The organism is Flavobacterium sp. (assembly GCF_004211145.1).
Taxonomy (GTDB): domain Bacteria; phylum Bacteroidota; class Bacteroidia; order Flavobacteriales; family Flavobacteriaceae; genus Flavobacterium.
Genome location: NZ_SEBS01000060.1, coordinates 1 through 12435 on the forward strand (window position 1 = coordinate 1; position 12435 = coordinate 12435).

Genomic DNA, 12435 nt, shown 5'->3' on the forward strand with positions numbered 1-12435 from the left:
GCCTGAGTGCCTGAGTGCCTGAGTGCCTGAGTGCCTGAGTGCCTGAGTGCCTGAGTGCCTGAGTGCCTGAGTGCCTGAGTGCAAAAATCCAAAAAATCGCGTCAAGCCAAAAAAGAAATCGTCTTTTTTACAGTTTCGTCATCCAAAGCGAAGCGTGTCCAAAGCGCAGCGTGTCCAAAGCGCAGCGTGTCCAAAGCGAAGCGTGTCTACTTAATCTTCGACGCCAACAAATAAATAACCGCCATCCTAACCGCAACGCCATTCTCGACCTGTTCCAGAATCACCGACTGTTGGGAATCGGCGACATCGCTCGTGATTTCAACACCTCGGTTTATCGGGCCCGGGTGCATGATCACGACTTCTTTGTCGAGCGAATCGAGCAATTCTTTGGTGACGCCGTATTGTTGGGTGTATTCTCGTGTCGTCGGGAAATACGAGAAATCGAGGCGTTCGTTCTGCACGCGCAGCATGTTCGCGACGTCGGCCCATTCGAGTGCCTTGCGCAGATTCGGTTCGACGGTCACGCCGAGTGATTCGATATATTTTGGAATAAGCGTTTTCGGGCCGCAGACTTTTACTTCGGCGCCTTGCATCTGAAGTGCGTAAATATTCGAAAGTGCGACGCGGGAATGCAAAATATCGCCTACGATCACGACTTTTTTTCCACCGACTTCGCCCAGTTTTTCGCGGATCGAGAACGAATCGAGCAAACCTTGCGTCGGATGTTCATGCGCGCCGTCGCCTGCGTTTACGATCGAAGCCCTGACGTTCTGCGACAGAAAGTGAGCCGCTCCCGGACTCGAATGACGCATCACGACCATGTCGACCTTCATCGCGAGGATATTGTTTACGGTATCGATGAGCGTCTCGCCTTTCTTTACCGACGATTGTGCCGCGGCGAAACTGATCACGTCGGCCGAAAGCCTTTTCTGTGCAAGTTCGAACGACAACTTGGTGCGCGTACTGTTCTCGAAGAAGATATTCGCGATCGTGATGTCGCGCAAAGAAGGTACTTTTTTTATAGGCCGGTTGATGACTTCCTTGAAATGGTCGGCGGTCTCAAAAATAAGTTCGATGTCACTTTTCGTGATGTACTTGATTCCCAAGAGATGATTTACGCTTAATTCGGCCATTTTTTATTGATTGTTATTGACTAAATACACGACGTCCTCGCCTTCGTTCTCGATCCAGTTCACTTTGACCTTGTCGTCGTTGATGGAATCGACCTGGCGTCCGCGGTAATCGGGTTGGATCGGCAGATGTCTCGAGAAACGTCGGTCGATGAGAACCAAAAGTTCCACTTCAGCAGGTCGTCCGAACGATTGCAAAGCCGTGAGTGCCGCGTTGATGCTGCGTCCCGTGTAAAGCACGTCGTCGATGAAGATCACTTTTTTGTTTTCAACAATGAAGTCGATACGCGTCGAATTCGCTTCGAGTGGTTTCTCACGTCGCCTGAAATCGTCGCGGAAAAACGTGATGTCGAGATAACCCAGCGCCACATCGCTTACGTTGTATTCGCTTTCGAGCATCGTTTTTAACCTGTCGGCTAGAAAAGAACCGCGAGGTTGTATTCCGATAAGGATGGTTTGGGAAAAATCGAGGTGTTTTTCAATCAATTGACAAGCCAGACGATGCAGGATGATATTGACTTCCTTGGCGGTGAGCAATACTTTCTGACCCATAGTGACGTGTTGTGTTCGGGGTGTAAAGTTAACTTTTTTACGCACGTCACAAACAATCGAAACGCAATATTTAATAACAGGTATGCAAATCTTTTTTTACGGCTTAATCGTAAATTACCTAAATTAGCAGGGTTCCAGATAAAAAAATGCCATGTTCACCGAACCTAAAAGTCCCAAAATCATTTTCCTGTCGGACGATGATACTGACGATTGCTCGCTTTTTAAAGAAGCGCTCCACGAAGTACAGTCGGAGGCCAATCTTACTATTGTCTCGGATGGCGTGCGGCTCATGCAGGCGCTTGCCGATTCGGAACCTGAAAAACCCGAGGTGATTTTCCTCGATCTGAACATGCCGCGAAAAAACGGTTTCGAATGTCTTGAAGAAATCCGGAAATCGCCCAAATTCATGGACATTCCCGTCGTGATCTTCTCGACATCGACCAATGCCGACGTGGTCGACCGAACCTTCAACCAGGGCGCAAACCTTTACATCACCAAACCCGCTTCGTATTCATCACTCAAAAAAACGCTCGCCTTCGTATTCTCGATAGGGGAACAATTGCGTGAACGTCCCGCGAGGGAAAAATTCGTGGTCAGGGTCGCCTGAAATTTCTATGGATAACGTCAGGATCAATCGCATTCGATTTATATTTATTGTGGCGGCCGCGCTGTTGCTCGTGCTGTCAGTGTTTTCGTATATTCGGATCACGCAGTTGCTCGAAGCGTCGGAACTCGTGAACCACACGACGCTCGTAAAACTCCAGTTAGAGAACATTTATACGGGTGTGACCGAAGCCGATTCGGGCCAACGCGGTTTCATCATGACGCGCGATTCGACCTATCTCGACAAGTTCGAACAGACGCTCAACATTCTCGGGACACGCATCGACAGCCTCGACAGTTTCACCAAAGACAATTATTCGCAGCAGGAAAATGTCCCGATTCTACGCAAAATCGTCGACCGACGCATCGACTACATGCGCAAGTTGATCGACACCTCAAAAAACAGGAAGATCAAAGTGCCCGAATGGCTGGGCGCGCGCAAGATCATGTCGGAACTTCGCATGCACATTTCGCACATGAGCACTGAGGAAGATATGTTGCTCAAGCTGCGCAAACAATCGCTCAACGAAGAAAGCTTCGTCACGCCTTTGCTCACCGTTTTCCTCACGGTCGTGGGATTGCTCGCGTTGATCGCATCGTATTTCATGGTGAACCGCGAACTGAATACGTCGAACACGTTGCGCGACAATCTCGAGGAAAGCCAATCGCAGCTCAAGGAACGCAATATGACGCTCGAACAACGCAACGAATCGCTCGCGCAGGTAAATAAGGAACTTGAGTCATTCACGTATATTTCGAGCCACGATTTACAGGAACCGCTGCGCAAGATCCAGACGTTCATCAGCCGGATTCTGGACAAGGATCACGAAACGCTTTCCGACACAGGCAAAAGCTATTTGTCGCGCACCCAGGAATCGGCGAAACGCATGCAAAACCTCATTCAGGATCTGCTCGCATATTCGCGTCTGAAGAAGGAAGTTTTCCCTCTGGAATCGGCGAATCTATTCGATATTGTGAAAGAAATCGAAGAAGATCTGAGCGAGGAAATCCTCGAGCACGACGCTACGATACGAGTAAAAGGCGAAAAAAACGTAAACATTATCACGTCCCAATTCAGGCAACTTCTAATCAATTTGGTATCGAACGCCATTAAATTCACGGCCGCCGATGTCAAACCGAAAGTCGTGATCGAACATTCCATCGTCGATTCAAAATCGATGTCGTTCAAGGATGTTCCAAGTGGAAACTATTCGAAGATCACGGTTTCCGACAACGGAATCGGGTTCGACGAACAATACAAGGAACGCATTTTCGAAGTCTTCCAGCGCTTGCATACGAAGGATGAATATACGGGAACGGGCATCGGGCTTGCGATCGTGAAGAAAATTGTGGAGAATCACTTCGGATTTATTTCGGCTGAAAGCGTTGAAGGAAAAGGATCGACCTTCACCATTTACATTCCCGTCTAGATTAACAGGAATAATTCTGCAAAATAAAGCGAAAATGCTGTAAGCCTACAAACGAGGTGTTTTTGGAAATTTACATAACAACAAAAACAACCTTACTATGAAACGTTTTACTTTATATTCGCTGTTCATTTTACTTATTTCAACGACATTGATCAGCTGCGAATTGGTCGGCGATATTTTCCAGGCCGGAATGGGCGTCGGGATTTTCCTCGTGATCGCAGTCGTCGTATTGATCATCTGGATCATTTCGAGGTTCAGGAAGTAAGAACTTTATACGATATGCCGCTTTAACGAGCGGCTTTTTTATGCGCAAAAGTTTTGTGGTTTTCGCCAAAAAGCTATTTTTGAAAACCAGACAACCATTTATGCATAACGTTACTGTTTCCGCCAATTTTAAGAAGCGCGCCTGGCGTGCCGTATTTTCTATCCTGCTTTTCATTGCGACATATCTTTTGCTTTTCGCGTTGGCATTGGCGATTTGCGCCGGTTTCGGATTCGCCGCGATCGCTTTGTTCATGTTCAAAGCGACCGCTATTACCGTTATGTTAGGCTTGGCGCTGCTTGCGTGCGGTTTGGCGATCGTTTTTTTCATGGTCAAGTTCGCCTTCGCCAAAAACAGATCCGACTATTCGGGTCTGACCGAAATCGACGTTTCGAAAGAACCGAAACTCGAGGCCGCGATCCGCAGACTCACGACCGAGATCGGGACGCCGTTTCCGAAAAAAATCTTCTTATCGCATGAAGTCAACGCGTCGGTTTTCTACGATTCGGGATTTTGGAGCATGTTCCTGCCCGTCAGCAAAAACCTGCACATCGGGATGGGACTCGTAAACGCGACGACCGTAAGCGAATTTCGCGGCATCATGGCGCATTAATTCGGGCATTTCTCGCAAAGGTCGATGAAGGTCGGATCTTACGTTTACAATTTGAACCGCGTCATCTACAACATGCTTTACGAAAACGAGGGATACGACAATGCGCTCGCGTCCTGGTCGAGCCGAAGCGGCTATTTCAACATAGTATCGTGGTTCGCGGTCTGGTACAATCGCGGCGTCCAATTCACGTTGCGCTCGGTGTATCGAATCGTGAACAAGAATTACATGGCGTTGTCGCGCGAGATGGAATTCCATGCCGACGCAATCGCCGTAAAAGCTGTCGGCACGAATCCGATGATCAGTTCGATGTTGCGCATGGACATGGCGTCTCAGGCAATGTCAAGGGTTTTGGGCCAATACGACAACCGGATCAAGGAATCGATTTTCACCGACAATATTTTCCCGAGACACGAGCACATGATGAACTTCATCGCGCAGACGAACCGCATTCCGTTCCAGAACAATTTGCCCGATATCGAACAAGGTTTAGGCAGCAAATCGGCGGTTTCGAAACTCAACATCGAGGATCAATGGTCGTCGCATCCATCAGACGAAGACCGGATCGCCGAGTTCAGGCGTGCGAATGTTGCAGATATCGATCCTGACACGACATCGGCGCGAAGTCTATTCACCGACATCGAGTCGACACAAAGGCAAATTACGAAGAACATCTTTTCAGGGATCGCGTATCCGGATACTCCGAAAACCGACGAGCTCGAGGATTTCCATACAATAATCACGAACAATTATCTCGCGAATAAATTTCCTGATGCGTTCAACGGTCATTACGATCAGCACAATCCTGAACCGTTCGATGTGAAAACCTGGGTCGCACAACCTGACAACCATTCGGCTGCCGTCTTATTCGGAAATGAAGCTGTCGGAATGATAGGTGTCAGGAATGCGATGCGCGCCGATTCTGAAAATCTAAAATCGATCGCGGAAAACCCCGCAGACTTAAAGACCTTCGATTACGACGGCGTGAAATACCGGGCGTCGCAAGCGCGAGATCTGCACAAGAAACTCGAGCAGGAAATCGCGCTCCTGAACGAGACGATCGATAAGAACGACAAGCGTATCTTCAATCATTTCTACAATCTCGCGAAAGCTTCGTCAAGCGAATACAGGCTACTGACGGTTTACAGGAACTTTTTCGATCTCGATTCCGCGTACGAGGTCAACGTTAGTATTTTCGTCGATATGAAAAACAATTTCAGTTTCGCGTATGAAGTGCAGCAACCTGACGTGATCCGCGCCAAGATGCAGGTGTTTTTGAGATCCGAGAAAACGTTTCAGGCAAAACTCAAGGAAATAGTCAACAACCCGTTGTTCGAATCGGCGATGAAAGGAGAAGCACGAATCGCGTTCAACGATTACCTATCGGCAGGCCATTTCGAGTATTTTTCGCGCGATAAATACGACAACGAGGCGATCGAAGTCATGAACAAAGCCGTCGATTTCTATTTGGAAGTCTTGCAGCAATCGTACTTCGACGCCAAGAAAACCATGCTCGACTACAAGGCGCAACTTCTCGAAAACGCATAAAAAAATCCCGGCTCTAAACCGGGATTCTTGTTATTCGTACATTTTCTTTCTCATCTCCTTGATTTTCGGATCGTCAAGGTAATCGTCAAACGTCATGTAGCGATCGATCACTCCTTTCGGGGTCAATTCGAGTACGCGGTTCGCGACGGTCTGCGCAAATTCGTGGTCATGTGTCGTGAACAACACCGAACCTTTAAAGTTCTTGAGGGAGTTGTTGAACGCCGTGATCGATTCGAGATCGAGATGGTTCGTCGGTTCGTCGAGCATCAACACGTTGGCGCGTTGCATCATCATGCGCGATGTCATGCAACGTACTTTTTCTCCTCCCGACAATACGCGGGCCGATTTCAACGCTTCTTCTCCCGAGAAAATCATCTTTCCAAGGAAACCGCGAACGTAGACTTCATCGCGCTCCTCTTCGGTTTTTGCCCATTGGCGCAACCAATCGACGAGGTTCAGGTCGATTTCGAAATAGTCGTGGTTGTCAAGCGGAAGATACGCCTGGGTTGTCGTGATTCCCCAGTCAACGGTTCCCGCATCGGGTTTTTGCTTGTCGTTCAAAATTTCGTAGAACGCCGACGTCGCGCGTGAATCTTTCGAGAACACCACGATCTTGTCGCCTTTGGCCATGTTCAGGTCGACATTGGTAAACAACACTTCACCGTCGACTGAAGCGGCAAGATTTTGGACGTTGAGTATTTGGTCGCCGGCCTCGCGCTCCTGGTCGAAAATGATTGCTGGATAACGTCGGCTCGACGGCTTGATGTCGGCGATGTTGAGCTTCTCGATCATTTTTTTACGCGACGTGGCTTGCTTCGATTTTGCCACGTTGGCGCTGAAACGTCGGATGAATTCTTCGAGTTCGGCTTTCTTCTCCTCGGCCTTCTTGTTCTGTTGGGCGCGTTGTTTCGCAGCCAACTGGCTTGATTCGTACCAGAACGTGTAGTTTCCTGAATAGTGATTGATTTTGCTGAAGTCGATGTCGGAAATATGCGTACACACGGCATCCAAAAAGTGACGGTCGTGCGATACTACGATTACGGTATTCTCATAATTCGCGAGAAAGTTTTCGAGCCACGTGATCGTTTCCAAATCCAGGTCGTTCGTGGGCTCATCCATGATCAACACGTCGGGATTTCCAAAAAGTGCCTGCGCCAAAAGTACGCGGACTTTGAGTTTTCCGTCGACGTCGCCCATCAAGGTGTAGTGAAGATCGGCCCCGATGCCAAGGTTCGAAAGTAGCGTCGCAGCGTCAGAATCGGCGTTCCAACCGTTCATTTCCTCGAACTGCACTTGGAGTTCCCCGATACGGTCGGCGTTTTTGTCGTCATAATCGGCATAAAGCGCGTCCATCTCTGACTTCACTTTAAAGAGATGTTTGTTGCCCATCATCACCGTCTCCAAAACCGTGCTCTCGTCGAACATGTTGTGGTTCTGGTTGAGCACCGACATGCGTTTTCCGGGTTCGAGGAATACATTACCCGACGTCGGATCCATTTCACCCGCGATGATTTTAAGGAACGTGGATTTTCCGGCTCCGTTGGCTCCGATGACGCCGTAGATGTTTCCATCAGAAAAAACGGTATTCACTTCGTCGAACAAGATGCGTTTCCCGAATTGTACCGATAAATTATTTACTGTAAGCATGTGCTTGGACGTATTAAAATTTCGTGTGCAAAAGTAGGGAATTTAGACGAAAGGGGAAAGACTAATGATGAAAGACGAGAGACAAAAGACTAATGACGAAAGACTAAAGACTAATGACTAAAGATGAAAGACGAACGACGAACGATGAATGACGAACGGAGAGGAGATGGATTGCGTCAGCTTGCTTTTTCTTTATGATTTTTAGCTCGGTCAAACTAAATATTTTACCGCGCGTAAGTCCTTCGTCATTAGTCTTTCGTCATTAGTCTTCATTTCCCGAAACACTCGCAAATACTGGCGTTTTACATTTAACTATGCCTTAACAGTAACGTATGGCTCAACCCGATATTTTTGTTCCACATCCCTTGATTTTATGCTAGATTTGAAAGTGATCCGTTCACTCGTGTTGCCCGTCGCCTGCCTTTTGGTACTGAGCGCCTGCGACAAGAAATACGGCAGGAAGGATTTCACCGCTTACTTCGGCGGCGAGGTCGCGAATCCCGTGAACCGTTACGTGTTGTTTTGTAAGGATGGCGCAGTGCTCGACACCATTCCGCTCAACAGCGACAATACGTTTTTCAAGACGTTCGACTCGCTCGCACCCGGACTTTATTCGTTCCGACACGATCCTGAATACCAATACGTTTATTTCGATAAGAACGACAGTTTGATGGTTCACATCAACTCTCGCGATTTCGATGAATCGATCGTATTCTGCGGCCGAGGCGACCAAAAGAACAATTTTCTCATGGATATTTACCTGAGGAACGAAGCCGACAAGAACCAATTTTATCAGGTTTTCGATTACGATTGGCAAAAATTCAGCAGGTCGATCGATTCGTCATACGCCGCCGAACAAAAGTTGTACGAAAAGAAAAAGGCTGAAATCGCATGGAGCGAAGACTTCGACAAGTTCGCGAAAGCCGCAATGGATTTCCATTATTACTCAAAGAAGGAAGTTTATCCCGTTGTGCATCGCATCCGAACCGGAAACGACTTGACCGACACCTTGCCCAAGGATTTCTACAATTTCAGGAAAAATATCAACTTCAACGAGGCCCAACTGTCAGGATATGCGCCTTACGTGAACTATTTGTCGCACATGCTCAACAACATGGCCGCGATCAATTACCACAATCATTTCACCGAGGCCGATCTCGCGCTCAAGACGAACGTAAACAAGCTGCAGATCGCCGACACGTTGATCAAGGACGACAAAGTCAAGAACATTATCCTGAACAACATCGCGTTCGCATATCTGCTCGAAGACCAGAACATGGAGAACAACCAGACGTTCCTTGACATGTTCCACAAATATTCGAGTGACAACAGCAAGAAGAACGAAATCAACAAGATCGGAAACGCGATAAAGAAACTCAAACCCGGAAACAGGTTGCCCGATGTCGATTTGATCGCCACGAACGGAAAGGTCTATTCATCGAGAGACTTTCCGCTCAAGAAGACCGTGATTTTCTGTTGGACTGAAAAACTCGATTCGCATTTCAAAGCGTCCCACAAAAAAGTACTCGCGTTCCAGAAGAAATATCCGGCGTACCAGTTCATTGCCGTGAACTTCGACGACAACCAGCAAAAATGGACCGGAAACCTCGCGAACTACCAATTTCCGGGAATCATCGAGCTGCGTTGCAAGAATTTTCAGGACATCAAGGACAAATGGGCGATCACGAAGATCCATCGCACGATCGTGTTGAACAGCGACGGCACGATCAAGAACGCATTCGCGAATCTGTTCGATGTGAACTTTGAAAATGAATTACAGGGAAATTATTCGGATGTGTTGACGAGCAGATAGTTGATTTTAGATTTTAGAATTTAGATTTTAGATTTCGGCGTCAGGACCCGAGTTAGATCTTGAAGTGATAAAAGACAAAAAACGTTTTTAACTGATCGGAAACGTTTTTTTATTACCTAAACTTTATTCTGAAATAATCGTTTGTAAAGCCGACTCGTCAAATCTACGCTCACACGTCCAGAAATTAGAAATTAGATTTAGGCTTCATATCCTGAAAATCATAAAACAAAAAAACGTTTCCAACTGATCGGAAACGTTTTTTTTATTCTTTAAATTTCGCTTTGAGATATTCGCGTTTGTAAACCGAATCGTCCAACAACCCGTAAAAATCTAAAATCTCAAATCTAAGATCTAAAATCTATTGATTGCCTTTCTGATAATCCGCCAAGAACTGCGCCAAACCACTATCAGTCAACGGGTGTTTCAACAAACCAAGAATCGCCGAAAGCGGTCCTGTCATGACATCGGCACCGATCTTCGCGCAATTCACGATATGCATCGTATGACGAACTGAAGCTGCAAGGATTTCAGTCTCGAAACCGTAATTGTCATAGATTTCACGGATTTCCTGGATCAGGTTCAGACCGTCGGTCGAAATATCGTCCAGACGCCCGATAAAAGGTGAAACGTACGTCGCTCCAGCTTTAGCCGCCAAAAGCGCTTGTCCCGCTGAGAATACCAGCGTAACGTTAGTTCGGATTCCTTTGTCGGTAAAATATTTACAAGCGCGGATTCCGTCTTTGGTCATCGGCAATTTCACGACGATACGCTCATGCAATTCGGCAAGCTCCTCGCCTTCTTTGACCATAGCGTCGAAATCTACGGCGTTGACTTCGGCGCTCACGTCACCGTCCGAGATGTTGCAGATGTCGACATAGTGCTTCAAAATGTTGTTCGTTCCCGTGATGCCTTCTTTCGCCATCAACGACGGATTCGTAGTCACTCCGTCAAGCACGCCAAGTTCCTGGGCAGCTTTGATTTCGTTAAGGTTGGCGGTGTCGATAAAGAATTTCATATGTGTGTTGATTTGTTTATTTGTTGATTCGTTGATTTGAATTCTTGCCTCCGGAGGAATTTGATTTCAATTATTGACGTCTTTTGGGCGTTACTGCGGCTCGACAAAAGCTGATCGCATTTGTCGAGCCGCCGTCGGTCTCCCGCTACTATCTTTTGCTGCGTTGCACTTCACAAAAGGATAACCGCTCAAGCCCTAACGCAAATCCGTCGCGAAAATACGACCTTTTTACAAATATGAGAAAACATTTTAAAATAAGTGTAATTTAAACATTTATTTTAATCACAACTTATAATGGTTCATTAGCATGCGTTCGTACATCTTATCAGGCAGGATTCTTTTGAGCACGATCGAGAACAACGACAACGCAGGCCCGACTTTATAATGGATTTTCGGCTTCTCGGTAGTGATGATCTTGTGTACGGCTTCCGCAAGTTTTATCGGATCGTCGCCCGCGCTGACCTGAGAATTTATAAGGTCGATCGTTTTTCCGTATGTCGATGCGTACGCCGAGGCCGGCGACAATTCCACATGATAACGATGCGCCGCGATATCGGTCGCGAATTCACCCGGAGCCAGATTGCAGACCTCGATCCCGAACGATTTCACTTCCATGCGTATCGATTCCGTAAGCAATTCGAGCGCGCCTTTTCCCGCCGAGTAAATACCTCGGAACGGCAATCCCGTATAACCCGCGATCGATGTGATGTTGATGATCAGCCCCGATTTCTTTTCGCGCATGAACGGCAGCACGGCCTTCATCATGTTGATCGGGCCATATAAGTTCGTTTCGAAATGGTTTCGGATCTCTTCTGTCGGAATTTCCTCGACAGGCCCGAGAATCCCGACACCCGCATTGTTGACCAACACATCGATGCGACCCGAAACACTAACAACCTTAGCCACACAATTTTTGATACTTTCCTCGTCGCGGACGTCGAGCGCCACCATCGGAAACAGCGAATTCAATACCTTCTCAGGATTGCGGCTCGTGCCGAACACGTTGTAACCTTTGTGGAACAAATGTTCTCCGATTGCCTTGCCGAGACCTGAGGACGCGCCTGTTATGAGGACTGTTTTCATTTGATTAGAAAATTAGCGGATTAGAAAATTAGAAAATGGCAATCGGTAGCGTTGACTTTCCTGTATTAAACGAATTCTGAAGGTTACACTACGTCCTGCAAAAATATAAAATGGCAATCGGTAGCGTTAACTTTCCTGTATCACAGGAATTCTGAAGGTTAAACTACGTCCCGCAAAAATAGAAAATCCCACCGGAAGGCAAGCAAAATTCGCTAATTCGCTAATTCGCTAATTTTCTAATTTTCCAATTTCCCAATCTTAACAATTCATCCAGAAAAAATGTAACCTAATTTCAATCTCGAAAAATAATTTTGAACATGGCACAAAATGAAATCCACTCCTTTAATGTAACTCGAGGTTCGCGCACGTATTTTTTCGACATCAACAAAAGCATGAGCGGCGACCTTTATCTCAAAATTTCCGAAAGCAAGAAAACCGATGCCGGTTTCGAACACCATCGTCTCATGATTTTTGAAGAAGACGTCACCGTCTTTGCAGGAATTTTCCAAAAATCGGTCGAACATTTAAAGTCGCTTAAAGTAAAGAAACCAATACGCTCCGGTTCTCAAAAGCGGTCATAGATCAAAAATCGCAAACATCCTAAAACAAAAAAATCTTCCTTCCGGAAGACCTCATTCGCTAATTCGCTAATTCGCTAATTAAAAAAAATGGCAAGCGACCTGCGTCGCACCGCTACAACCATATACCTTTGCTATGTTCCCATCCTGGAGGATTCTACAGG

Annotated in this window: 11 protein-coding genes and 1 pseudogene; 7 read left to right on the forward strand and 5 right to left on the reverse strand. The window is 46.9% G+C overall.

Translation table 11 applies throughout. The annotated features are described in order from the left end of the window. Positions 1-206: 206 nt before the first annotated feature. Positions 207-1133: an aspartate carbamoyltransferase catalytic subunit gene (locus EOO50_RS17095; protein WP_290841503.1), complete on the reverse strand. Its 927-nt coding sequence runs from the start codon at positions 1131-1133 to the stop codon at positions 207-209. Positions 1134-1136: 3 nt separating this feature from the next. Next, a complete protein-coding gene (gene pyrR / locus EOO50_RS17100; protein ID WP_290841504.1) occupies positions 1137-1682 on the reverse strand; it encodes a bifunctional pyr operon transcriptional regulator/uracil phosphoribosyltransferase PyrR in 546 nt (181 codons plus the stop codon). Positions 1683-1833: 151 nt separating this feature from the next. Here pyrR and EOO50_RS17105 point away from each other — a divergent pair, with 151 nt between their 5' ends. From EOO50_RS17105 to EOO50_RS17125, 5 genes and pseudogenes are all read left to right on the forward strand, one after another. Next, a complete protein-coding gene (locus EOO50_RS17105) occupies positions 1834-2289 on the forward strand; it encodes a response regulator (protein ID WP_290841505.1) in 456 nt (151 codons plus the stop codon). A 7-nt stretch (positions 2290-2296) separates the two neighbouring features. Continuing rightward, entirely contained in the window at positions 2297-3715 is a 1419-nt protein-coding gene (locus EOO50_RS17110; RefSeq protein WP_290841506.1) for a sensor histidine kinase, read from the forward strand. Positions 3716-3812: 97 nt separating this feature from the next. Continuing rightward, a complete protein-coding gene (locus EOO50_RS17115) occupies positions 3813-3980 on the forward strand; it encodes a hypothetical protein (RefSeq protein ID WP_290841507.1) in 168 nt (55 codons plus the stop codon). 100 nt (positions 3981-4080) lie between these two features. Continuing rightward, complete coding sequence (locus EOO50_RS17120; RefSeq protein WP_290841508.1) at positions 4081-4590, forward strand: M48 family metallopeptidase; 510 nt, start codon at positions 4081-4083, stop codon at positions 4588-4590. Positions 4591-4608: 18 nt separating this feature from the next. Continuing rightward, positions 4609-6135, forward strand: a pseudogene (locus EOO50_RS17125) (hypothetical protein); the annotation flags it as partial. A 30-nt stretch (positions 6136-6165) separates the two neighbouring features. Here EOO50_RS17125 and EOO50_RS17130 read toward each other — a convergent pair. Further along, positions 6166-7782: an ATP-binding cassette domain-containing protein gene (locus tag EOO50_RS17130; protein WP_290841509.1), complete on the reverse strand. Its 1617-nt coding sequence runs from the start codon at positions 7780-7782 to the stop codon at positions 6166-6168. Positions 7783-8155: 373 nt separating this feature from the next. Here EOO50_RS17130 and EOO50_RS17135 point away from each other — a divergent pair, with 373 nt between their 5' ends. Beyond that, positions 8156-9595 carry a thioredoxin-like domain-containing protein gene (locus EOO50_RS17135; protein ID WP_290841510.1) on the forward strand — a complete coding sequence of 480 codons (1440 nt, stop codon included), beginning with the start codon at positions 8156-8158 and terminating at the stop codon, positions 9593-9595. 358 nt (positions 9596-9953) lie between these two features. Here the strand turns inward: EOO50_RS17135 and fsa are convergent, their stop codons facing one another. Both fsa and EOO50_RS17145 read right to left on the reverse strand, forming a co-directional pair. After that, positions 9954-10610: a fructose-6-phosphate aldolase gene (gene fsa / locus EOO50_RS17140; protein ID WP_290841511.1), complete on the reverse strand. Its 657-nt coding sequence runs from the start codon at positions 10608-10610 to the stop codon at positions 9954-9956. Between the two features lie 282 nt (positions 10611-10892). Further along, positions 10893-11693: an SDR family oxidoreductase gene (locus EOO50_RS17145; protein WP_290841512.1), complete on the reverse strand. Its 801-nt coding sequence runs from the start codon at positions 11691-11693 to the stop codon at positions 10893-10895. Positions 11694-12010: 317 nt separating this feature from the next. On the opposite strand from EOO50_RS17145, the gene EOO50_RS17150 reads away from it, so the two are divergent. Then, positions 12011-12274 carry a DUF3276 family protein gene (locus EOO50_RS17150; RefSeq protein ID WP_290841513.1) on the forward strand — a complete coding sequence of 88 codons (264 nt, stop codon included), beginning with the start codon at positions 12011-12013 and terminating at the stop codon, positions 12272-12274. Positions 12275-12435: the final 161 nt, after the last annotated feature.